At 68.1% G+C, this 22,604-nt stretch carries 16 protein-coding genes and 2 pseudogenes; 8 read left to right on the top strand and 10 right to left on the bottom strand.

The features are described from left to right. The first annotated feature begins 283 nt into the window (after window positions 1-283). The 5 genes from SMIR_RS37525 to SMIR_RS37505 all read left to right on the top strand — a co-directional run bounded on the left by SMIR_RS37525 (window position 284) and on the right by SMIR_RS37505 (window position 5,813). Window positions 284-1,294 carry a hydroxyacid dehydrogenase gene (locus SMIR_RS37525; protein ID WP_249938550.1) on the top strand — a complete coding sequence of 337 codons (1,011 nt, stop codon included), beginning with the start codon at window positions 284-286 and terminating at the stop codon, window positions 1,292-1,294. A gap of 64 nt (window positions 1,295-1,358) precedes the next feature. Then, window positions 1,359-2,780: an N-acetylglucosamine/diacetylchitobiose ABC transporter substrate-binding protein gene (ngcE, locus tag SMIR_RS37520; RefSeq protein ID WP_212728029.1), complete on the top strand. Its 1,422-nt coding sequence runs from the start codon at window positions 1,359-1,361 to the stop codon at window positions 2,778-2,780. Window positions 2,781-2,849: 69 nt separating this feature from the next. Then, window positions 2,850-3,758: a carbohydrate ABC transporter permease gene (locus tag SMIR_RS37515; protein ID WP_168489210.1), complete on the top strand. Its 909-nt coding sequence runs from the start codon at window positions 2,850-2,852 to the stop codon at window positions 3,756-3,758. Between the two features lie 10 nt (window positions 3,759-3,768). Then, the gene (locus tag SMIR_RS37510) at window positions 3,769-4,695 is read left to right on the top strand and encodes a carbohydrate ABC transporter permease (protein WP_168489212.1); all 927 of its coding nucleotides are present in this window, start codon (window positions 3,769-3,771) and stop codon (window positions 4,693-4,695) included. Between the two features lie 47 nt (window positions 4,696-4,742). Next, complete coding sequence (locus SMIR_RS37505; protein WP_168489215.1) at window positions 4,743-5,813, top strand: LacI family DNA-binding transcriptional regulator; 1,071 nt, start codon at window positions 4,743-4,745, stop codon at window positions 5,811-5,813. 258 nt (window positions 5,814-6,071) lie between these two features. Here the strand turns inward: SMIR_RS37505 and SMIR_RS37500 are convergent, their stop codons facing one another. From SMIR_RS37500 to SMIR_RS37480, 5 genes are all read right to left on the bottom strand, one after another. Further along, window positions 6,072-7,436: a nucleobase:cation symporter-2 family protein gene (locus SMIR_RS37500; protein ID WP_249938549.1), complete on the bottom strand. Its 1,365-nt coding sequence runs from the start codon at window positions 7,434-7,436 to the stop codon at window positions 6,072-6,074. A gap of 13 nt (window positions 7,437-7,449) precedes the next feature. Continuing rightward, window positions 7,450-8,472: an isopenicillin N synthase family dioxygenase gene (locus SMIR_RS37495; protein ID WP_168489217.1), complete on the bottom strand. Its 1,023-nt coding sequence runs from the start codon at window positions 8,470-8,472 to the stop codon at window positions 7,450-7,452. A 361-nt stretch (window positions 8,473-8,833) separates the two neighbouring features. Continuing rightward, window positions 8,834-10,141: an amidohydrolase family protein gene (locus SMIR_RS37490; RefSeq protein WP_212728028.1), complete on the bottom strand. Its 1,308-nt coding sequence runs from the start codon at window positions 10,139-10,141 to the stop codon at window positions 8,834-8,836. Further along, window positions 10,141-11,496 carry a uracil-xanthine permease family protein gene (locus SMIR_RS37485; protein WP_168489221.1) on the bottom strand — a complete coding sequence of 452 codons (1,356 nt, stop codon included), beginning with the start codon at window positions 11,494-11,496 and terminating at the stop codon, window positions 10,141-10,143. The genes SMIR_RS37490 and SMIR_RS37485 overlap by 1 nt, the downstream gene beginning before the upstream one ends. 258 nt (window positions 11,497-11,754) lie before the next feature. Continuing rightward, a complete protein-coding gene (locus SMIR_RS37480) occupies window positions 11,755-11,922 on the bottom strand; it encodes a hypothetical protein (RefSeq protein ID WP_168489225.1) in 168 nt (55 codons plus the stop codon). A 1,016-nt stretch (window positions 11,923-12,938) separates the two neighbouring features. Here SMIR_RS37480 and SMIR_RS37475 point away from each other — a divergent pair. Further along, complete coding sequence (locus tag SMIR_RS37475) at window positions 12,939-13,343, top strand: FKBP-type peptidyl-prolyl cis-trans isomerase (protein WP_054229571.1); 405 nt, start codon at window positions 12,939-12,941, stop codon at window positions 13,341-13,343. Window positions 13,344-13,362: 19 nt separating this feature from the next. Here the strand turns inward: SMIR_RS37475 and SMIR_RS37470 are convergent. Continuing rightward, window positions 13,363-14,360, bottom strand: a pseudogene (locus SMIR_RS37470) (IS5 family transposase). Window positions 14,361-15,085: 725 nt separating this feature from the next. Next, a pseudogene (locus tag SMIR_RS37465) lies at window positions 15,086-16,092 on the bottom strand (3'-5' exonuclease); the annotation flags it as partial. 226 nt (window positions 16,093-16,318) lie between these two features. Between SMIR_RS37465 and SMIR_RS37460 the strand changes: the two are divergent. Continuing rightward, on the top strand, window positions 16,319-16,576 hold the full coding sequence (locus tag SMIR_RS37460) for a hypothetical protein (protein WP_212728027.1): 258 nt from the start codon (window positions 16,319-16,321) through the stop codon (window positions 16,574-16,576). 462 nt (window positions 16,577-17,038) lie between these two features. Here SMIR_RS37460 and SMIR_RS37455 read toward each other — a convergent pair whose 3' ends face one another. Beyond that, window positions 17,039-17,983, bottom strand: a complete 945-nt coding sequence (locus SMIR_RS37455; RefSeq protein ID WP_168489227.1) for an amidohydrolase family protein — start codon at window positions 17,981-17,983, stop codon at window positions 17,039-17,041. A gap of 255 nt (window positions 17,984-18,238) precedes the next feature. After that, window positions 18,239-19,303 carry a quinone oxidoreductase family protein gene (locus SMIR_RS37450; protein WP_168489229.1) on the bottom strand — a complete coding sequence of 355 codons (1,065 nt, stop codon included), beginning with the start codon at window positions 19,301-19,303 and terminating at the stop codon, window positions 18,239-18,241. Window positions 19,304-20,003: 700 nt separating this feature from the next. On the opposite strand from SMIR_RS37450, the gene SMIR_RS37445 reads away from it, so the two are divergent. Beyond that, window positions 20,004-21,245 carry an amidohydrolase family protein gene (locus tag SMIR_RS37445; RefSeq protein WP_248002795.1) on the top strand — a complete coding sequence of 414 codons (1,242 nt, stop codon included), beginning with the start codon at window positions 20,004-20,006 and terminating at the stop codon, window positions 21,243-21,245. Between the two features lie 492 nt (window positions 21,246-21,737). Here SMIR_RS37445 and SMIR_RS37440 read toward each other — a convergent pair whose 3' ends face one another. Continuing rightward, window positions 21,738-22,511, bottom strand: a complete 774-nt coding sequence (locus SMIR_RS37440; RefSeq protein ID WP_248002796.1) for an IclR family transcriptional regulator — start codon at window positions 22,509-22,511, stop codon at window positions 21,738-21,740. Between the last annotated feature and the right edge of the window lie 93 nt (window positions 22,512-22,604).

Raw genomic sequence — 22,604 nt, 5'->3', positions numbered from 1 at the left:
GGGTGTGGTCAGGCGGACGCAGACGTCCGCGGTGGACGGTGGGCCAGCTCCCCCCGGTAGCTGGGGCAGGTCAGTTGGCGGGGACGGTAAACCGGTTTCATCATGAGAGGCAATCTCTCCGACCGTCATCGTTCCCAACTCTTAGCCGATTTTCATGGCGAAATCGTCTCCTCACCGCCGTCTCTTGACGCAGCGTCTCGACGGCCTCTACCTTGACGACGCCCAAATATGAAACCGGTTGCACACACAGGAGCAACCACCTTTCCCAAGGAGCAGTGAACCGGTGAGCCGCCGCATGACCGTCGCGATCGCGATGCAGCCTGAGGTCGCCGCACTCGCCCTCACCGAGGCGCTCGTCGCCCGGCTGGAAGAGAGCGCGGCCGTACAGCCCGACGTCATCACCGACTTCACCGATCCGGCCGCCGGCGAGCGCCTGTCGGACATCGACGTGCTCCTCACCGGCTGGGGCTGTCCCCTCGTCGACCGCGACGTCCTCGACGCCGCACTCCGGCTGCGCGCGATCGTGCACGCCGCGGGGTCGGTCAAGCACCACCTCACGCCCGAGGTCTGGGAGCGAGGAATCCTCGTTTCCTCGGCGGTTTCCGCCAACGCCTTCCCGGTCGCGCAATACACCGTCAGCGCGATCCTGCTCGCGGGCAAGCGCGCCTTCCGACTGGCCGACGCGTACTCGCGGGGCCACTACAAGAACAAGCTCGCCGACGACACCGGCAACCACGAACGGGTCGTCGGGGTCGTCGGCGCCTCCCGGACCGGTCGTCTGGTTCTGGAGCTGCTCGCCCCGCACGGCTTCCAGCTGCTGGTCAGCGACCCGACCCTGGAGGCGCGCGCGGCGGCCGAGCTGCTTCCGGCCGGACAGGTGCAACTGGTCGAGCTTGACGACCTGCTGCGCCGCAGCGACGTGGTCAGCCTGCACGCACCGGCCCTGCCCGAGACCCACCACCTGCTCGACGACCGCCGTCTCGCTCTGCTGCGTGACGGCGCCGTCCTGATCAATACCGCGCGCGGACAGCTGATCGACACCGAGGCGCTGCTCCAACACTGCGCCACCGGCCGGATCGACGCCGTGCTGGATGTCACCGACCCCGAACCCCTGCCCGCCGGCCACCCGCTGCTGGCACTGCCCAACGTCACGGTCACGCCACATGTGGCCGGGGCGATGGGCACCGAGATACGTCGGCTCGGCGAGTTCGCCGTCGCCGAGATCGAACGCCTCGCCGCCGACCAGCCCCTGCACGGGCTCATCCGCGGCGACCAACTCGCGCTGCTGGCCTGACCCGGCCTGTCCGGCGCCGACCCCATCGCAGCACCGTCCCCATCGCAATCAAGGAGAGGCACCAATGAACACCCTCCCCCCGTCCTTCTCACGGCGGGCCCTGCTGAGATCCACAGCGGCCGTCGCTCTCGCCGTGCCCGCCGCCGGCCTGCTGGCCGCGTGCGCCGGCTCCAGCGGCGACAGCGGCACTGCGGCTGAAGGCAAGGTCACCGCCGCCAACCCGTTCGGCGTCGCTGAGGACGCCGCGCTGGACGTCGTCGTCTTCAAGGGCGGCTACAGCGACGACTACGCCAAGTTCGACGAGAAGCTGTACGCCAAGAAGTTCCCGAAGGCGAAGGTCAGCCACTCCGGCATCACCGAGATCGGGACCGAACTGCAGCCGCGGTTCGTCGCCGGCGACCCGCCGGACGTCGTCGACAACAGTGGTGCCAAGAAGATGGTGTTGGGCACGCTGGTTGCCGACGGTCAGCTGGCCAACCTGTCCGACCTGCTGAAGGCCCCCTCGGCCGACGACCCGGACACCACGGTCGAGGACACCCTCCTGTCGGGCGCGCTGGACCCCGCCACGTTCGACGGCAAGGTGATGGGTCTTCCGTACGTCTTCACCGTCAGCGGCTTCTGGTACTCCAAGACACTGCTCGACAAGCACGGGTGGACCTGGCCGACCACCTGGGACGGCCTGACCGCGCTGGCCGCCAAGATCAAGAAGGCGGGCATCGCACCGTTCGCGTACGGCGGCACGACGGCGCCCGACTACTTCTTCAGCCCGCTGATGGCGCTCGCGGCGAAGCAGGGCGGGGTCGACGTGATCAAGGCGATCGACAATCTGGAAGCCAAGGCGTGGCAGGCCGAGCCGGTGAAGGCCGCCGCCGAGGCAATCGCCTCGCTGGCCTCGTCCGGGTACTTCCTCAAGGGCAGCGAGGGACTGGACCACACCCAGGCGCAGACCGCGTGGGTGCAGGGCAAGGCCGCGCTGTACCACTCCGGATCGTTCATCGAGAACGAGATGAAGGCGATCACCCCGGACGGGTTCGACATGGTCTTCGGCACGGTCCCCCCGCTCTCGAAGACCGGCAGCCTGCCGCAGACCGCGCTGCACGCCGTCGCCGGGGAGATCTACGTCGTGCCCGCCAAGGCCAAGAACGTCCGTGGCGGCAAGGAGTACCTGCGGACGATGCTCTCCAAGGAGGCAGCGGTCAACTTCACGAAGACGACCCATGCCCTCACCGTCGTCAAGGGGGCAACGGGCGAGGAGGACTTCGGTTCCACCGCGCTGGGATCGGTGACGAAGGCCATCGACGCGGCCGGGGACGACCTGTTCTCCTACCTGTTCCCCAGCTGGTACGCCGACCTGGCCACCACGTTGAAGACCGAGATAGCCAACCTGCTCGCCGGGCGCACCGACGCGGCCGTCTTCCTCTCCAAGATGCAGGCCAAGGCCGACGCCGTCGCCGCCGACTCCTCCATCACGAAGTTCAAGCGCTAGCCGGATCCGATCTGCCGCCCTCACGAGGTTGGGGCGGCAGATCCCGTCTCCCTACTTCCGGAGTCGTTTGTGAACCACGGAAAAACCCGCATCATCCTTCTCTTCCTGGCACTGCCGCTCACCCTGTACGCGGTGCTGGTGGTCTCCCCCTACGCGCAGGCGTTCCAGATCTCGCTGACCAGCTGGTCGGGGTTCACCGCAGACAAGCCCTTCGTCGGGTTCGACAACTTCCAGCGCCTGCTTCAGGACCCGGAATTCTGGCGGGCCTTGGCTCACAACGGGTTGCTTCTGGTGGTGGTGCCGCTGGTCACGATCGCGCTCGGACTGTTCTTCGCCGCCATGCTCAACGTCGGCGGCTCGGGGGGCAAGGTGGCGGGAGTCCGCGGCTCGGCCTTCTACAGCCGCGTCTACTTCCTTCCGCACATCCTCCCCGTGGTGATCACGGCGGTTCTCTGGCAGTTCATCTACAACCCTCAGATCGGGCTGCTCAACGGGGGGCTGGAGGCAATCGGGCTGGGCGGGCTGGCGCACTCCTGGCTCGGCGACCCGACCGTCGCGCTGTGGGCGCTGATCGGCGTGCTGGTCTGGGCCGGCGTCGGGTTCTACGTCGTGCTGTTCAGCGCCGCGATGCAGTCCATTCCCAAGGACATCTTCGAGGCCGCCGAACTGGACGGCGCCGGACGGTTCCAGACACTGACCCGCATCACCCTGCCGCTGCTGCGGGAGACCGTCCAGGTCGCCTGGATATATCTGGGCATCCACGCGCTCGACGCGTTCGCCTTGTTCATGGTTCTCGCCCCCTCCGGCGGACCGGACAACTCCACCATGGTGCTGTCCCAGTACCTCTACCTGTCCGCGTTCCAGAAGGGCAACTTCGGCTACGCCACCGCGATCGGTGTGCTGCTGAGCCTGCTGAGCCTGCTGATGACGGCGCTCACCTTCGGCACCTCCCGCAAGAAGACCACGATCGAGTTCTGAGGCCGGCCCGATGACGACTTCGCCCCAACGCACCCGCCCCACTGCCCCCCTGGCCGAACGATCGAGTTCTGAGGCCGGCCCGACGACGACTTCGCCCCACCGCACCCGCCCCGGCGCTCCCCTGGCCACCGGCGTGACCCACGCTCTGCTCGCCGTCTGGGCCCTGCTGTCCACCGTGCCTCTGCTGTGGGCCCTGATCAGCGCTTTCAAGGACAACAGCGAGCTGTTCGGCAACCCGTGGCAGCTCCCCAGCACCTGGCACGCCGACAACTTCGCCCGGGCCTGGTCCAAGGCGAGCATCGGCGACTTCTTCGTCAACACCCTCATCGTCGTGTTCGGCGCGCTGGCCCTCACGATGATCCTGGGTTCGATGGTCGCCTACGTGCTGGCCCGGTTCACCTTCCCCGGATCCCGGCTGATCTACTACACGTTCGTCGCCGGCATGGCCTTCCCCGTCGTCCTCGCCCTCGTCCCGCTCTTCTTCATCGTCAAGAACCTCGGCCTGCTCGGCAGTTACGAGGGAATGATCCTGGTCTACACGGCGTACGCGCTGCCGTTCACGGTCTTCTTCCTGACCAGTTTCTTCCGCACCCTGCCCACGGCCGTCGCCGAGGCCGCCCTCATCGACGGCGCCTCGCAGGAGGCCATATTCTTCCGAATCATGCTGCCCATGGCCAAGCCCGGTCTGCTGTCGGTCGGCATCTTCAACTTCCTCGGCATGTGGAACCAGTACCTGCTGCCGGTCGCGCTCAACACCGACCGCGACAAGTACGTCCTGTCCCAGGGCCTGGCGAGCCTGTCCAGCCAGCAGGGCTACGAGGCGGACTGGAGCGCCCTGTTCGCCGGACTCGTCATCGCGGCCGTCCCCGTGATCGCCCTCTATCTGATGCTCCAGCGGCGCATCCAGGCCGGCCTCACCGTGGGGATGCTCAAGTGAGCCCGTTGGCTCCAGAGGAAACAGACAGGCAACCGTATACTTCAGATATGCACGACAGCCAGGACGCGGCTCCGCGTGCCGCCACCATCCGCGATGTCGCCGCCCGGGCCGGCGTCTCCCCGGCGACCGTCTCCCGGGTTCTGACCGGCAACCGCCCGGTCTCCCCCACGGCTCAGGCCCGCGTGCAGCGGGCCATCAGAGATCTCGACTACGTGGTCAACGCCCAGGCGCGCGCCTTGTCGGCACCGCACTCACGCACCGTGGCGATCCTGTTGCCGTCGCTGTCCTGGCAGTTCCACAACCGGGTCGCCGGCGGCATCGAAGAGCAGGCCATCAACGAGAACCGGCTCTGCATCGTCTGTTCCACCAGGAGCGACCCGGACCGGGAGATGGCACTGCTGGAGACACTGCGCCAGCACAGCACCGAGGCGGTCGTGCTCATCGGCGGAACGTTCGTCACGCCCCACTACGCCGAGCGCATCTCCCGCTTCGCCCGCGTCCTCGACGCCAGCGGCTCCCGGCTGGTGCTCTGCGGTCGCCCCGCCCCCGCGCCCGACCTGCCGATCACGGTCGTGGACTACGACAACGAAGGCGGCGCCCACGCCGCCGTCAGCCACCTGCTGTCCCTGGGCCACCGGCGCATCGCCCTCCTCGGCGGCCTCCATGACCACACCACGACCAACCTGCGCATCGCCGGATACCGCCGCGCGCATGAGGACTACGGCATCACCCCGGATCCGGGACTCCTCTACGTCGGACGGGCCGACCGGCCGTTCGGTTATGAGACCGTGCGCACCCACCTGGCCTCCGGGCCACTGCCGTACACCGCGGTGTTCTGCTTCGACGACTACCTCGCTGCCGGCGCGATGGCCGCCGCCCGCGAGGCCGGCCTGTCCATTCCGGACGACCTGTCGCTCATCGGCTACAACGACGAGCCGATCTGCGCCGACCTCTACCCACCGCTGAATTCCGTGCACGTGCCCTTCGACGAACTGGGCCGCACCGCGGTGCGGATGGCGCTGCACCGCGACGACCCGTTGCACTCCGCCCAGAGCGTCATGCTCGGCACACACCTGGTCATGCGCCAGAGTGCGCGCTCCATCAATGCGAGACCGTAGGTACGCGGCGGTTGAAGGACGCCGTGGCGGACGCTCCCACCGACCCTCCAAAGATCCCCGGCGCGCTCGGTGGCAGGGGCCTGAGTCCCCGTACTCAGGCGGGTGGCGGCAGCCGCAGTCGACGATAGCTGCTCAATCATCTTGGTCGGCCACTCCAGCAGGTCCGATTCGTGGCGATGCCTGCGCGCTGCCCGATCCGCCGGACGTCGAGAGCCTGAACGACCTCGCGCCCTTGCCCTTGCCCTGCCCTTACCCGCGCTATGGGACGTATTCCGCCGGAGTGGTGGACGTCGGCCGAGTCTGCTTCTCTGCCTCTGCCTCGTCCTCCGCCGTGCGTGCCGGGCGGGTCCGGTTGAAGGCCAGGTTCAGCCCGAACGCGATCAGGGTCGCGCTCGTCACCGGTGAGCCCAGCACGATGCGCACACCGTCCGGGAAACGGGAGTAGAGGTCCGGTGCCACGTCGGGCGCCATGCCCACGCCGATCGACACGGCGACGATCAGCAGGTTGTGCGTTCCCTCGAACTCGACCTTCCGCAGTGTGCTGATGCCGACGGCAGCGACCGTGGCGAACATGACCAGTCCCGCCGCGCCCACGACCGGTCCGGGCAGCCCGGCCACCACCGCCCCCAGCTTGGGAACCAGGCCCAGGGCAACCAGGATGGCGCCCGCGACGGTGACCACATGACGGCTGCGCACCCGGGTCATCGACACCAGGCCCACGTTCTGGGCGAAGACGGTGTCGATGAAGGCGTTCATCACTCCGCCGAGCACCCCCGACAGGCCGTCGGCGGCCAGCCCGCGCGCCATGTCCGCGGTCGTCAGCTCCTTGCCGGTGAGTTCGGCGACCGCGATCAGATCCGCGGTCGACTCGGCGAACAGGACCAGCATCACGACACACATGGAGATGACCGCGACCGGCGGGAACTCGGGCGCGCCGAAGTGGAACGGAGCAGACAGCCCGATCCAGTCGGCGCCACGGGCGGCGGACAGGTCCACCAGACCCAGCGGTACAGCGACCGCGGTACCGGCCAGCAGCCCGAGCAGGACACCGGTCTGGGCCAGAAAACCCCGGCCGAACCTCGCCACCAGCAGGATCACGATGACGACGAAGGCGGCGAGGGCGAGGCGCGACGGCGCCGCGTAGTCCGCCGCCTTGGGGTCGCTGCCGACGACAAGGTTGACGCCGACACCGATCAGCGCCAGGCCGACCACGGTGATCACCACACCGCTCACCAGCGGCGGGAAGAAGCGCGCTGCCTTGGCGAACGGCCAGGCGACGAGCAGGCCGAAGAGTCCTGCGGCGAGCATCGAACCGTATACGGCCTGGAGCCCGTACTCACCGGCGATCAGGATCATCGGCGTCACGGCGGTGAAGGCCGCGCCGGCCATCACGGGCATGCGGACGCCGAGCACCCGCCCGACGCCCGCGCCCTGAATCATCGTGACGACGCCCGCGACCAGCAGGTCCGCGTTGATGAGCAGAGCAATGGTCGAGGCATCGAGCCCGGCGGCCGCGCCGAAGACGAGCGGCACCGTGACACAGCCCGTGTACATCACCAGAACGTGCTGGAGACCCAGCACCGCGAGCCGCCCGAACGGCGCCCGCTCCTTCGCGGACATCATCACAACAGACCCCTTACCGTGCGAAGTTGGCGGCGATGCGCTGCTGGATATACTGCTCCGCCGTGATCGGCAGATACCGGCCGTCCGGCCCCTCGATCACCACGTCACGATCGGCCTGGGCGAAGAAGGCGATGCTGTAGCGGGCGCCCCGGTCCTCGCCGGGGCCCGGGGACTTGACCCGGTGGAAGTTGGACGGAAGCCGGTCGTCGCTCCACCGCATCAGCATGTCGCCGATGTTGCAGGTGACGGCGTCGGCCGAGGGCACCACGGGAGTCCACTCCTGTGCCGCAGCCTCCTTTCCCGGGCACACCTGCAGCCCGCCCTGCCCGTCCCGCTGGAAGAGCAGCGTCAGGCAGTCGAAGTCGGTGTGCGCACCGGCCCGCCACACGCTCGGGTCGGGCTCGGCGTCCTCGGGGAGCGCGAAGTAGTGCAGCATCCGCAGGGTGGACTGGTAGTGCTCGCTCCGCGGGTCGTGGGCGCGAGTGAAGAAGTCGCTGTCGAAGCCCAGCTTGTCCGCGAAGCAGGACAGGACCCGCATCGCCACCTCGCGGCAGCGCGCCTCGAAGTCGAGGGCGCGCAGCCGGAATTCAGGCAGGACGTCGTCGGGCCAGAGCCCCTCCATGTGAGGGCGGGTGACCTGGTACGACTCCTTCTGGTCCGGTGTCCCGACGGACGGCCTGACCTGGGTCATGGACTCCCACCCGGAGTTGAGGCCCTTCTTCAGCCCATGCCGGGCCTTGTGGGCCTCGGGCAGCGCGAAAAATCCCTCGGCGTTCGAGAACGCCTCGTCCACCAAAGCCTGTTCGATGCCGTGGTTGACCAGCTGGAAGAACCCGATGTCCGTGGCCGCCGCCCACAGCTCCTCGGTGATCTCGGCCTTGCGGGCCTCGAAGCCGGAGAGGTCGATGCAGCGGATCTCCCGCGCCGTGGTCTCGCTTCCGGCCCCGCCCATGCGGGTTTCCTTCTCGAGTTCGGCGAGGCCGTACGTCGATTGAGGCTTCGTGTGCGGCACAGCACGCGTCGTGATGTCAGTCATCGCGGCAAGTACCCCTGAGTACGTCGGAGTGTTGTTCTCCGAGTCCTACGGGGTGCAGTCACCGCCCCTGCACCCCCACCGCGGACACACAGAGGTCCGCGGGCACGGTCAGCCTCGGACCCGTCCGTGGGCCCGGCGCCGTGGGCTGGCATTCGCCCCGTCGACAGGGGCCATGCGCGATGAAGTCAGCCTGGCGGCACCGTGTTTCGTCCGGGAACCAGTTCTGTTACTGCGACAGCACGTCCACGACGAACGACGACGTCGGTGTGGCGGCGGTACGGGCCGAAATCGGGACCACCCCCGATGCTGTGCGCTCGGCGCCGCCCACCGTATTCGAAGGGCGATCACCAGAGGGTGGCCTCTATCGCGACAACAGGTCCACCAGGAACGCCTCGGACAGGCGCGCACTGCGCCCGTCCCGCACCACCGCCTCGCCCGCCACCAGGACCGTGTCCACGGTCCGGCTGCTCGCGCAGGTCAGCAGCGTTGCGCCCGGATCGTGCACCGGAAGGCACGCGTAGTCCCGCTCGAAGCGGTGCAGCACGAGGTCGGCCCTGGCACCGGCCACCACACCGTCCGCGCGGGAATCGAGCCCGAGCACCTCGTTGGCGCCGCCGGCGGCGATGGCCAGCATCTCGGTGAAGCCGAGCAGATCGGCCCGCTGGTGCGCTGCACGCTGCAGATACGCCCCGATCCGCATGGCCTCCAGAATGTCCTGGGTGTCGTTGCTGGCGGCCCCGTCGACCCCGAGCCCTACCCGAAGTCCCGCTTCCCGCATGGCGATCACGGGGGCGATGCCGCTGCCCAGCCGCATATTGCTGAGCGGGTTGTAGGAGACGCCGACTCTGTGCCGGGCGAGCGCCGCACGGCCCGCCGCGTCCAGCTCCACACAGTGCACGGCGAGCAGCCGCTCCCACAGGAATCCGGCCGCCTCCAGGTATTCCACGGCTCCTTGACCGGTGTGCTCCCGGCACATCAAGTCGTCCGTCGCCGTCTCCAGGAGGTGGATCGACACCGGCAGGTCCCGCTCTTCGGCGTACGTCCGTACCTGCCGCATTCCCGAAGGAGTGAGGCTGCGCGGATTGGGTACGGCGAGCCCCACCGAGACGCGGCTGCCCGCCGTGGCGTCCACCAACTCGTCGGTGTGCGCGAGGGCGCTGTCCAGCGGCTGCATGAGACGTGGGTCGAAGCCCCACCTGCGGGACGGGTCCGCCCGGTCGGCCATGCCGCGGCACAGCACCGCGCGGATCCCCGAGTCGTGCAGGGCGCGCAGCACCGCGTCGTGGATCTCGGCGGACGGGTTCGGCCACATGTGGTCCACCAGGGTGGTGGTGCCGCTGCGCAGGGCCTCCGTCGCCGCGGCGGCGGCCGCTGCGTAGGCGCGATCGGGAGTGAGCGCGACGGTCTCCTCGCCGACGGTTCGCAGCCAGGACAGCAGCGGCTCGCCTTCGCCGATGCCGCGCATGCACGCCTGGTGGAGGTGGGTATGCGTGTTGACGAGGCCCGGGATCAGATGCCCGCCCGCCGCCGCCAATACCCGCTGTCCACAGGGCAGTTCGCCGGCCCCGACGACCGCCGTCACCCGCCCGTCCGCCACGTGCACGTCCCGCGCGTCCAGCCACCGCCCGCCGCTCCACACACAGACGTCGGTGATCGTGTCGACGTACATCAGGACTGCTCCTTGCCACGAGGCAGGCGACGGGAATGACCCGTGTGGTGGAACAGCAGATTCAGCGTGAAGGCGACGATCCCGGTCACCGCGATGCCGCTGTCCAGGACGGTGCGCAGGTACGACGGCAGCGGCGCGTAGAAGTCGGGCGCGCCGACCGGGATCATGCCGAGACCGAACGCGAGTGCCGCCGTCAGCAGATTGCGCCCGTCGGAGAGGTCGGCACGGCTCAGGATCCTCAGCCCGACCGCGCCGACGGTGCCGAACGTCACGAGTGACACCCCGCCGAGCACAGGTCCCGGTACCGCCGCAACCGCCGCCCCGAACACCGGAACGAAGGCGAGCAGCACCATCAACGCGCCGGACAGCGCGACGACATGACGGCTCATCACCCGCGTCACGCTCAACAGACCGACGGACTGCCCGAACGTCACGATCGGGAAGGACGAGAGACCGCCGGAGACCACGGTGGCCGCCCCATCGGCGCGCAGCGCCCTCACCACGGTCCCCGGGTCGTCGCCGCGCTCCACGATCTGTCCCACGGCGAGGGTGTCGCCCACCGACTCGACCATGTTGACCACCTGCACGACGAGAAGGGCGACGATCGCCGGCACGACGAACGTGGGCGCCCCGAACGCGGTTGGATCCGGCACCGACAGGGCCTGCGCCTCGCCTACCGCCGAACCGTCGAACAGGCCCAGAGGTACGGCCAGAAGCGCACCAGCGGCCATCGCGACCAGCACGGAGAAGCGGGCCATGGCGGGGGGCGCCAGCCGTTCGACAAGGACGACGAGGGCGACGGTGACGGCGGCGAGGGCGAGCCCTCGCGCGCCGCTGCCGTCCTCGTTCCCGCTTCCGGTGATGAGCCCGGCCGCCGACGGCACCAGGGAGAACCCGATGACCGCGATGACCGAGCCGGTGACGAGCGGCGGAAACAGATGCAGGATCCGCCCGAACCATGGCGCGACCGCCACCGTCACGAGCCCGGCGACGATGGTCGCCCCGAACACTGCGGCCAGGCCGTGCTCCTGGCCGATGAGCACGGCCGGAGTGATCGCGGTGAACGTCGACCCCATCACGATCGGCAACCGCGCCCCGAACCACTTGAAACCGAGTGTCTGCAGCAGCGTCGCCAGACCGCTGACCAGAAGGTTGGCGCTGATCAGCAGCCGGATCCGGTCGTCCGGCAGATCCAGCGCGACGCCCACGAGCAGCGGCATGGTGGCCAGGCCCGAGTAAGCGACGAGCACATGCTGCAGGCTCAGCGGCACCATGCGGTGCAGGGGCGGTCGTACGTCGACGGGGTGCGCGGCGGCTTCTGGGGCGCGCGTGTCGGCAGGAGGCTGCACAGCCATCCTTCCTCCTCAAAACGCGGTGAAAGGTGGCTGGTTAGCGCCGGGCTGCCGGTCACCCGTCGGCCGTTGCAGCCATGACCGACGTGCGGGCGACCCTAGGGAGGGTGTGTTTCGCACGAATTTCGGCCAGGCAACGGCCGGGGTGCCGTTCGGTCCCGTGTCTACGGCCGCACAGTACGCGCAGCGACCAGGTGGCGGAGCCAGACGTGAGCGGGGTCGTCGGTCACAGTGGCGACCCGATGTACAGCGACCAGAACGTCATGCTGGGCATGCACCTGCGGCCCGGGTGACGCTGCGCTCGCGCATCAGGGACTCGATCGTGTTCTTGTCGCGGGAGCCGCGGAAGGTGAGGAGTCCTGGATCCGGGGTGATGCCGTAGTCCTCGTGCGCGCGGTGCCAGATCGAGTTGACGGTGTACTCGGGCATCGGCAATGCGCGGCTGGAGCCCCTACGGACCCGCCTAGTGACCGCACGCTCCGCCGGACTCCCGGCCCGCCAAACCACGAATCGAAGCGCGCCCGCCGCCGCAATCAGCGTCGGCAAAACCAGACCGATCTTCGCCAAGTTTCCGCAAAGACGGACCTCAGGAACTGCGCCTCCCGCCCCGCATGACCTGCACGATCAGCTGGGTGACGCCCCGTCAGAACGTGCGTCATACGTGCGTCACGTGCGTCGAATATGCGTCAAGATATCGCCCGTAACGCCCACAGCGCACATAACGCACACCACCCGAACCTGCAGGTCAGATGGCCTTTGCGGCAGGCTCCAGGATCGCTACGCACTCCACGTGATGCGTCATCGGAAACATGTCGGCGGAGCGGAGCAGGACCTCGACCAGCGCAAAATTCCCCAAGGCCGTGGCCGACCGATCACCATCCCCCTCGGTTCACGAAGTGCACCAGTTGACCGCGGCTTCCCGGCCCGCCCCCACCGCCTGGGACGCGGCGGGGACGATCGCGCTGACCGCCGCCCAGGCCCGCCAGCCGCTCCTCGCCCAGGACTGAGCCACCCTGGCCGAGCAGACAGCCCGACGCCTGGCCCGCACTCACACGACCGGACCCCGCCACGAGTTGTCGGTGACCCAGTGCACGCTTTACCAAATCGGGATCCACCACGAACTCAGCGACACCGACCTCGCCCACGCAACCCTGCCCACCCCCGATCGCCGGCCCGCGCCCTGAAAAATCGTGACGACGCCCGCCCTGCTCACCGCTGGCGACCCGGCCAGCGTCTTCACCTAGCTGCGCCTGCTGGCGATTACTGCGTAACCTGTGCGTGGCGGTCGCGTTCATCGGCTGTGTGAAAGATCATCACGTGTGGCTGCTGGATCTGGTGTGCTCCGGGGGCCGGCATTCTCGGTAGCGTGACCATCTGCTGCATGGAGTGTCCATGTGTCCGGCTGGTGCGTGCGGCGGCTTCCGACGGAGAGTGATGATGCTGCAATGAGTGAACTGACGAAGCCCGAGGTCGACGTTCCGGAGGGTGACGCTCCTACCGAGCTGACCATCCGGGACCTGGTCGTCGGGGACGGGGCTGAGGTGAAGCCGGGCATGGTGGTAAGGGTCCACTATGTCGGGGTGACCTTCGAGTCCGGGAAGGAGTTCGATGCCTCCTGGGACCGGGGCCAGCCGTTCAAGTTCGCCCTGGGCAGTGGCAAGGTCATCAAGGGCTGGGACCGGGGGGTGAGGGGGATGAAGGTCGGCGGTCGGCGCGAGATCATCGTTCCCCCGCGTCTCGGCTACGGCAATCAGTCGCACTCGCCGTTGATCCCGGCGGGCTCGACCCTGGTCTTCGTGGTGGACCTGCTGGACTCGTATTCCAGCACAACCGGGTGGAGCAACGCCTAGGGCGTGTTCTGAGTTGAGATCACGGGAGGGCTGGCAGGCTGCGTAACCAGAGGATGGATCCGCGCAGGTGGAGTCCTGCGGCGTAGCTCTCGGATGTCTTGTCGTACCGGCTGGCCAGTCCCCGCCATTCCTTGAACTTGTTGATGGCGCGCTCGACCGTGTTGCGATCTTTGTAGAGCGTGGCGTCGTGGCTGACCGGGCGGCCGCCGGAACGTCCCTTCTTCCTGCGGTTGGCGGCCTGGTCGGCCTTTTCCGGGATCACTGCCTTGATGTTGCGTCTGTGCAGGTGGGCGCGGTTGGCGCGGGAGGAGTACGCCTTGTCTCCGGCGACCGCGTCCGGCCGTGTCCTGGGGCGGCCGACCGGGACGCGCACCTTGATCTTCTTGAGGACCGGGATGAAGCGCGGGCTGTCCGCGGACTGCCCGGGGGTGAGGATGATGGCCAGCGGGCGGCAGCGTCGCTCGACGGCGAGGTGGACCTTGCTGGTGAGCCCGCCCCGGGAGCGGCCCAGTTCGGCGGCCCGCAGTCGGGCCCTGCGGCGTCGGCGCACGGCGCGGCGCTGTTCCCGCTCGGGGTCCTCCCTGTCCGCGGACCCCTCACCTACGGGGTTGTTTTGCCCCTTTGCTGCAGCCCCTTTTCTTCCGCCACGGCCTTCTCCAGGTCCTCAAGGAGCTCCGGGTCGACGACCATGCCCGCCGCGTGGTGATGCGCGCGGGCAACGGTCGAGTCCACGCTGACCAGGCTGAGATCGACATCGTCGCGGGCCGCCGCCTCGGCGATCATCGTTTCCATGAGGGCCTGGAAGACTTCGCCATGCGCCCACATCCGGAACCGGTCGTAGATCGTCGACCAGGAGCCGTAGCTCTCCGGCACATCCCGCCAGGGGCTGCCGGTGCGGAACCGCCACATCACCGCGTTGAAGTAGCTGCGCAGGTCAGGGATCGGTCCGAACGCCCCCAGCGGCAGGTGCGGCTCGATCAACTCAAACTCGGCATCGGTCAGATCACCACGAGTCACGCGACCGGTCTACCGCAGCCAGCGCCCTCCTGAAGCGGGAATGACCGATCCTGTGATCTCAACTCAGAACAGGCCCTAATGACCCTGGCCGCTCCTCCCCTACGACGTACTGCGTCGTCCCTCGGGGTTGGCGCCGACATGCTCCTCGCTGCCGCTCCTGCCTCCGCCTCCGCAGCGTCCGAACGGTTCCGCTGCGACTCATTGACCGCCGAAGGCCACAAGGCGACCGACTTCCTCAACTGCCTGCCCGGCGCCGTCTGAACGTCTGAACCCTGCGGAATCCAGCTCGTCGCACTGCCGATCACAGCGCCGGTCCGAGAAGGCCCCGCCCAGCAGCAGCACATTGCGCAAGCCGATACGGACCAAGATCCGGACCATTTCCGGACCAGCCCCCGCCAGAGAGCCGCACCATCTACTGTTTCCGCTGGTCAGCTTGGGTGCAACTGCTGTACCACCAGCAGACGAAGAACATGCTGGGAGCTTCGTCTTCACCAGAGCGACGTACCAACAGCATGGGTGAGCGGGTATGAACGATCGTGGCTGCCACGCGGCGAACGGCGAGTCAGTCTTGGGAGGTCACGGCGGTCCGGTGTGTGGTGGGGGCTGCGGTTCAACGCTGTCGCGGTTTCACTCCCTCCTCGCCTGAGCACTGTCGGGGCGAGGAGGTTTTGCACCGACGATGACGTCGACAGGGCGGCGCAGGGCGCAAGTGCGGGGCAGGTAACTCACTGGTCGGGCTCGCCGTCACACTCGCGGTCCCTGCGATCGCAGACGTCGTTTCCCTTGCTGTTCGTTGGTACGAGGACCTCAGGGGCCGGACGGTTTTCGATCCACGAGAGGCCCCCGAGATCGAGTCGGCGACGGGCGCGGTCACCGCAACGTACGCGAGTCGGGCGTCCGTTTCATTCACGGGTGCCGGGTTCGGGCGGCCGCAGTCGTCGTTCCGGTCGGTATCCGGAGGCTGAGGAAAGTCGTCGGCGATCCGCACCTGGGGCCACTCCCGGCCTTTCGCTTTGTGTGCGGTGGAGACTGTGACGTCGGCACTGTGCTCGTCGGTCAGAGCGCCGACTGCGGCGATGATGGGCTGTGGGCCGTGTGTGTCCAGGAGTTCCACGAAGGGCTGGAGGTCGCGGCCAGCGGGATCGTAGTTCGCGTAGTCCTGCAACTCGCCCCAGGAGGAGAAGAGAGCCAGTTCCGGGTGGGATGTGCGGCGGCCCTCCTTGAGGTCCTGCGCGGCGAGAGCGAGCCCGGTCAGCGTCTGCCCGCCGCGGGGCAGGACGACCCGGTGGCCGGCGGTCAGCAGTCGCATCACCTCGGTCACTGTGCCGATGTTGGTCCGGCACAGCACGGCGTCGGGGCTGGTGACAACGCCGACCTCGTGGGGATCTCGTCAGTGCCGGTCAGCCGAATGGGGGCCTTCGTGAACGACAGCCATCGGTTGGCCTCTGCGGCCAGGGCAGGGCCGAAGCGGAACGAGCGGGTCAAGGTGGGGTGGGTGGCGTCGAAGCCGGTCATCACGTGGCGAGCGCCTCGCCGGCCGTAGTTGGCCTGAGCGGAGTCACCGACCATGACCAGCTGGGCGTGGGTGCGCTGAGCGGCGAATACTTTGCTCCAGGACCGGGTTCGTGTCCTGGGCCTCGTCGAGACAGAGGAAGTCGGCCTCAATCTTCGTGTCGGTCAGGGCCCACATATTCAGGTGGTGGTCGTGCTCGAAACGCATGACGCCGCGCTCGGCACCGGGTCGACGCCGTCGTCCACGAGTTCCTCATCGCCGCCACTCAAGTCGGCGTGAAGATCCCCACCTCCCCAGACGGCGCCGTCGGACAGATCCACACCGCCACTCGCTTGATCGCCCCGGCATCGGCTGCACGTGGTGCAACGGGCTCATCGACCCGACCGAACTCGCCATCGAGACGCACCCCGAGGCCGAGCGCAAGCAAGCCCGGTACGTCCCCGGCGTGCCCGCACCCAGCGTGATGCCCTTCGACACGCTCGCCGTCGGCGAGGCCGTGACTCACTTCCTCCTCGCATCTGTCGGCCTGCACGAGAACGACGACGATCTCGGATCAATCATCCACCGCCCGCGAACTCGCGAACGGCCTCTCCAAGATCCCCGCCAGAACGCCCGCTGCCGCTGGTGCACGACCACGGGCAACCTCGGACGCGGCGCCAACGGAGAACTCGCGGCCCAGCAGACGGCAACCACTCGATCTTGAATTGGGGCCACCCTTGCCGAGGAGTCGTAGTCGACGTCGGTTCAAGTCCTCGTCGCAGAGTGCCAACTGTCGTGTCACCGCTCAGCCGCCATCTCGATCCCACCTAGTGCCAACCAGCCTCGGTATGTGACAACTAGCGTCGGTAGTGACATCACTGTGACAAGGATCGCTAGTTGGCACCAGGCAACATTCGTGACCTGCACCGATGCCAACTAGGTTCAGCGATTGGAGGTACGGAATCAGAGAGATAGTTGGCACTTTGGTACAGCGCAGGTCACAAGGCGTGTCGCTGGAGTAGGAGATCCAGCTGTCCTCCGGGCGTGAGGCTCCCCCGTGTGCGGCCGACGGACTTCAGGTCCCGATACCGCTGGTCACGAAGAAGGTGCCAGGCAGTGTGTGCCGGCGATCCGTCGCACCGCTGTCCTGTCGGCCACGGATGGTCTCGTCAGCGCACCCCGATGATCAGGCCAGTCCCAGAAGCGCTTCGGCGTTGCCGGCCAGGATGCCCTGGGTGTCCTCTGCGTCGAGACCTGCCCGTTCGATGTAGGCGACAGTGTCGAGGTAGTGCTCGCCGCCCTGGTACGGGAAGTCGCTGCCGAGGACGAGTCGGTCCGCGCCAACGGCCTGGACCGCGGCCCGCAGCGCCGTCTGGGAACTGTGGGCAACGGTGTCGTACCACATTCGGCGCGCCGCCTGGCTCGGCGGGAGGGGGGCCTCAGGTGCCTCGAAGTGGGCAAGGTTGTCCCACCGCTCCAGCAGCATGGGCAACGCCCCTCCGAAATGGGAGTTGAGGATGCGCACATGGGGGTAGCGCGTCACAAAGCCACGGGTGATGAGCTGGGCCGCTACGACGGTGTCCTCCACGGGCGCGCCGACCATCCAGGTGAGGTGGTGGTCAATGATCTGCGGGGAGGCGACGCCGTCGCCGGCGGGGTGGAGGTACATCACGGTGCCGCGGCGGTCGAGTTCCTGCCACACCGGCGCGAAGGCCGGGTCGGTCAGCGCCCGGCCCGCGGCCGAGGTGGTCAGGGCCACGCCCACCACCCCCGGCGCGTCGAGGACGCGGTCGAGTTCCGCCAGGGCCGCGTCGACGTGCGGCAGAGGAAGCACGACGAAGGCCAGGAAGCGGTCGGGGTGGCGGTCCACCAGGGCGACGTACCGGTCGTTGATCAGGCGCGCGGCGGCAGCGGCCCGATCCGGATCCGGCAGGGCGCCCGTCAGCGGCGAGGCGGAGATCACCTGCCGGTCCACACCGGCCCGGTCCATCAGGGAGAAGCGGGCCTCGAGTTCCTTGTCGGTGTCGTCGGCCCCGAGCCCACGCTGGCCGCCGGTGGTGGTGACGCCCGAGTCGGCCAGGAAGTCCAGGTAGTCGCTGGGGTAGACGTGCGCGTGCGTGTCGATGCGCATGAACGCGTTCCTCAATCGTGGAGGGAAGAGGGGAGAGAGAAGGGGGGCGGATTCCGGATTCGCCGAGGGCACATGGCGGCTTGGGCGTCGCTGTTCAAGGAGACATCACCCGCTGTGAGCCGGCTCCCCGGCCCGCAGGTCCGGGGTGGGTCGACAAGCTCTCGGTCACCGAGCAGGACGCGTACAAGTGGGACTACCACAGCGGTCCCACCGACCTCTGGCAGGGTTCTGCCGCCTTCACCTCGTCAGTGATCGTTAGGGCAGGAGGAGTACTTTGCCGGTCTGTCGGTGGCTTTCGAGGTAGGTGTGGGCTTCGGCGGCTTGTTCAAGGGGGTAGGCGCGGTCGATGATCGGGGTGATCTTTTTGTCTGCCAGCAGTTGAAGGCATAGTTGCTGGTCGCGCAGGGTGGCGCCGCGGACGCTGGCGATGGTCACCTGCTGGCCGATGAGGGCGAGTGCGTCCAGTTCGAGGCGGGATCCCTGGTCGGTCGGTGTGCCCAGGACGATGACGGTGCCGCCGAGCCGTGTGCAGGCGAGGGAGAGCTGGAAGAAGTCGTTGCCGCCGACGCAGTCCCAGACGGCGTCGGCGCCCAGGCCGTGGGTCAGCTCCCGTACCTGTGCGGGCAGTCGGGGATCGGTGGAGTGCACGATGTGGTCGTAGCCGAGCTTGGTGAGCGCTTCGTCGTGGTCCGGCTTGGTGGTGGTGCCGATGACGGTGGCTCCGCTCAGTTTTGCCAGTTGTGCGCAGGCGATGGCCATTCCGCCGCTGGCGCCGGTGATGACCACAGTGTCGCCGGGGCCGACGGGTGCTTGGCGCGCGCAGTTGAGGGGGGTGGTGTAGGTCCACATGGTGGCTGCGGCTGTCTCGTAGTCGACGCCGTCGGGGATGGCCAGGATGGCGTCCTGACGGCGGGCGACGTACTGGGCGTATCCGCCGAAGACCTGGTGTCCTGGGTAGGCGGTGTCGATGCACAGGTTTTCGAGTCCGCGTAGGCACAGGGCGCAGTTGCGGCACGGGGGGTGCGGGAGCTGTACCGCCCTGTCGCCGGGGCGCCAGCGGGTGACGTTCTCGCCAGTGGCGACGATTTCACCGGCCGCGTCCCGGCCGAGCTGGAACGGCAGGGGCCACGACGGGCGTCCCGGGAGAGGCTGCGGCAGGTTGCCCGAGCGGTAGCGCAGGTCCCAGCTGTTGACGGCCGTGGCGTGCACGCGCATCAAGACGTCGTCCGGGCCGACCTCGGGAATCGGCGTCTCGATGTACTGGAGCACCTCGGGGCCGCCGTGTTCGAACAGGCGGACCGCCATCATGGTCTGTACCACTTCACGTTCCTTCAGATCGTTACGCAATTCACCGCAGGCTCCACACAGCCGCCCGCACCTCATCCGACCCGGCGACACCGTGAGCGAACGGATCCCGGCCAGGCGGCTCACCAGGGCCGGACCACGAACGCAACAGCGACCGAGTCCGACGCACCCGACGCTCGACACCCCGACGCAGCCACATCGGCAGCCGCCACACGTTGACAGCCCGCCCACATTCTTGACTACGGGTCATGAGAAAAAGACGAGCCTACGCAGCTTCCTTGCTGGCCTTGACTGGAAAGTACCCTAGAACTAGCTTGGCTCCAGTTCAAGAGAGGGACGACGGCAGTCCCACGCCACGCAGGAGCGCTCTGTAGCGGCATGAGCCAACACCGCCTCTGCTCAGACGCTGATGGTCAGGTGGCACGCAGGAATGAGCATCAGCGACTTACCGAGAAACAGCCTGACCTCTTTCGGGCTGGTCCAGCCCGAAAGAGTGCACTCACAGTCGGACCCTGTCGCCGGACGCGGCTCGCCGACTCTGAGAGCCGACCAGGACCAGCCGGTCACGACCAACCCCCTGACTGACGCCATGCCTTCAGCGGCCGCGGCTGGAAGGGCCGTCGGACCGCTCGCGAACGACGCGCACCCTCGCGGAGCGCAACAGCCATTGACAGGACCCCGGCAATCACCCGCGCGCCCTCGATGGAGAGTGGACATGCCCGACGACCGTCCCTTCCAAGCCGTGACTCCGCCCGCCGAGCCCCGCACCCGGCGAAGATTCATCGCCGCGACCGCCGCTGCTTCAGGAGCCGCCATGGTCGGCGGTCTGGTCTCGGGGTCGCCCGCGCGGGCCGCCGAGGCCGCGCCCGGCAGCCGTGTCTCCACGGCGGTCACCGGCGCCCAGGGGGTCAACCCCAAGCACCCGACGTCAGGTCCGCCGCCCCGGCCCGCAGGCGGCCGCTCGAAGGACCATCGGAACACTTCGGAGGACAAGATGCGCATTGTGGCCGTGGAAGAGGCGTTCTCCGTTCCCGGAGCCATCCGGCAGGAGGAAGCGATCCGTCAGCACATGGCGGTGCCGGAGGCGATCAAGCAGGAGTGGTTCCGGCGCCTGGACGATCTGACCGAGCTGCGGCTGGCGGACATGGACGCCAACGGCGTCGACGTCCAGGTCCTCTCGTATTCCACGCCGGGCGTGGAAGTGATGGAGGATCCCGCGGAGGCCGTGGCGGCCGCGCGGCGGATCAACGACTATCTCGCCAAGGCCATCGCCGCCCATCCGACCCGCTTCGCCGGCTTTGCCACCCTTCCGTTGCAGGATCCCAAGGCCGCGGTCGTGGAGCTGCGCCGGACGGTGACGGAGCTCGGTTTCAAGGGCGTGCTGTACAACGACCATGTGCGGGGGCACTACCTTGACGAGCCGCAGTTCAGGCCGGTCTGGGCCGAACTGGAGCGCCTCGGTGTGACGTTGTATCTGCATCCGGCTGTCGTTCCGGCAGACAACTGGCATGTCTTCGACGGGTATCCCGTGCTGGTCGGGCCCTCCTGGGGATGGACCGCGACGACGGGTGCCCATGCGCTCCGGCTGATCTACGGCGGAGTGTTCGACGAGTTCCCGTGCGCGTCGGTGATGTTGGGCCACATGGGCGAGCTGCTGCCGTTCCAGATGGCCAGGCTCGACAGCCGCTACGACCAGGTGCCCCCCGAGCACAGGGTGCAACACCTGCCCTCGTACTACCTGCGGAACAACGTGTACGTCACCACCAGCGGAGTCATGTCGCATGCCGCGCTGCTGGGAGCCGTCCATGCCGTGGGTGTCGACCGGGTGCTGTTCTCCATCGACTACCCGTTCGAGTCCAGCGCTGCAGCGGTGGAATTCCTGCGCTCCGCACCGTACGCGCCGGCCGACCTCGCGAGCATCGCGCACGGCAACGCCGAGCGCGTTCTGGGACTGTGACGAGCCACGATGCCGAACGGGTAGGGGCATCGACGTACGGAACGTGGTCGGCGTCAAAGGGCCCCAGCCCGGTGCAGGTCTAGGGGACGGCCGCCGGGATCCACCCGGGCGAGGCGCGGCACCAAGATGGAGGTTGCGCCGCGGCAAGGGCAATGTCCCGCAGAGTGTCACCACGCTGATCGCCGATGGTGATCTGCGAATCCCCATCGCCCTTGCCACCGGCTCGACAACGTGCTCAAAGCCTTCCAAGGACCGGAACGTCCTCGCACGGTGAGGAAGGATCGTGCTCAGCCGCGACGAACTCTCACCCCCGCTGATGAACGAAGTTCGCGCCCAGCCGGTGAGTCGGCGGCGCGCGCCGGGGCCGCTCTGGAGAACGACTACAGCTGCCGCCTTCACCGGGATGCCCTTCGCAGAGGTCGTACGACATGCCTCGAAGACGCTACGGCGCACGCCACCATGCGGTTTGACGGTGGCGTGCGCCGCTGCCGTTCACAGACCCTGACCGATGTCCCGCGCGGTCGCGAGCAGAGGTTGGGACAGTTCAGCGAGCCTTGCGCGGGTGCAGCGGACAGACGGAGCCGCCACGACCACGGCAGCTACGGCGGCGCCCGTACGGTCGCGCACACACGCGCCGACGGCGTGCACTCCGCGCTCGCTCTCCTGAAAATTGAGGGCGTAGCCGTGGCGGCGCACGGACACCAGCTCGTTCATCAGGCTCTCGAAGTCCTTGGGAGCTTTGGCCCGGTCCTCGGGGAGCCCGTTGGGGTAGAGGGCCCGGAGGCGGTCAGTCGGCAGTGCCGCGAGCAGGGCCTTGCCGCCCGAGGTCACGTGGGCGGGCAGGAGTGTGCCGGTGCGGTAGCTGACGCGCAGCGCCTGTGGGCCTTCCACGCCGTCGAGGAAGCGGCTGCCGTTGCCCTCGAGCACCATCAGGTGGGTCGTCTCTCCGACGGCGTCCGCCAGCCGTTGCAGGTGGGGGTGGGCGATGGTGATCAGGTCGGGAGGAGGGGCTGTCTGGCTTCCCCTGATCGCCTGCAGCGCCGGCCCCGGTCGGTACACCTTGTGGCGGTCCTGCACGGCGAATCCCTCGAAGACGAGCATCGCGAGGATCCGGTGCGCGGTCGAGCGCGCGACGCCGAGCCGGTCGGCAACATCCATCACCCGAAGCTCGTCGAGTTCGTGCAGCAGCCGGACGACGCGCAGGGCGTTGCCGGCGGCGCTCACCGGATACGAAGGGCTCGGCGAAAGACTGCCTGAATTCTCCATAGAGGAATCCTACCCTTCACGGATTCCGGTGAGAGGAAAACGCGGCGTAACGTCAGGGACAGCGCGGCACGATGCGCGCTTCTTCCGGCGGTC

Origin of the sequence: Streptomyces mirabilis, from assembly GCF_018310535.1 — a bacterium.
Taxonomy (GTDB): domain Bacteria; phylum Actinomycetota; class Actinomycetes; order Streptomycetales; family Streptomycetaceae; genus Streptomyces.
The sequence above is the reverse complement of the archived record's forward strand: the minus strand, read 5'-3'. Positions and strand labels throughout refer to the sequence as shown.

Excerpts from the sequence above, each read along its gene's own strand:
- ngcE (WP_212728029.1), top strand. The coding sequence starts at position 1,359 with ATGAACACCCTCCCCCCGTCCTTCTCACGGCGGGCCCTGCTGAGATCC.
- SMIR_RS37510 (WP_168489212.1), top strand. The coding sequence starts at position 3,769 with ATGACGACTTCGCCCCAACGCACCCGCCCCACTGCCCCCCTGGCCGAA.
- SMIR_RS37505 (WP_168489215.1), top strand. The coding sequence starts at position 4,743 with ATGCACGACAGCCAGGACGCGGCTCCGCGTGCCGCCACCATCCGCGAT.
- SMIR_RS37500 (WP_249938549.1), bottom strand. The coding sequence starts at position 7,436 with ATGATGTCCGCGAAGGAGCGGGCGCCGTTCGGGCGGCTCGCGGTGCTG.
- SMIR_RS37495 (WP_168489217.1), bottom strand. The coding sequence starts at position 8,472 with ATGACTGACATCACGACGCGTGCTGTGCCGCACACGAAGCCTCAATCG.
- SMIR_RS37490 (WP_212728028.1), bottom strand. The coding sequence starts at position 10,141 with ATGTACGTCGACACGATCACCGACGTCTGTGTGTGGAGCGGCGGGCGG.
- SMIR_RS37485 (WP_168489221.1), bottom strand. The coding sequence starts at position 11,496 with ATGGCTGTGCAGCCTCCTGCCGACACGCGCGCCCCAGAAGCCGCCGCG.
- SMIR_RS37480 (WP_168489225.1), bottom strand. The coding sequence starts at position 11,922 with ATGCCCGAGTACACCGTCAACTCGATCTGGCACCGCGCGCACGAGGAC.
- SMIR_RS37475 (WP_054229571.1), top strand. The coding sequence starts at position 12,939 with ATGAGTGAACTGACGAAGCCCGAGGTCGACGTTCCGGAGGGTGACGCT.
- SMIR_RS37455 (WP_168489227.1), bottom strand. The coding sequence starts at position 17,983 with ATGCGCATCGACACGCACGCGCACGTCTACCCCAGCGACTACCTGGAC.
- SMIR_RS37445 (WP_248002795.1), top strand. The coding sequence starts at position 20,004 with ATGCCCGACGACCGTCCCTTCCAAGCCGTGACTCCGCCCGCCGAGCCC.
- SMIR_RS37440 (WP_248002796.1), bottom strand. The coding sequence starts at position 22,511 with ATGGAGAATTCAGGCAGTCTTTCGCCGAGCCCTTCGTATCCGGTGAGC.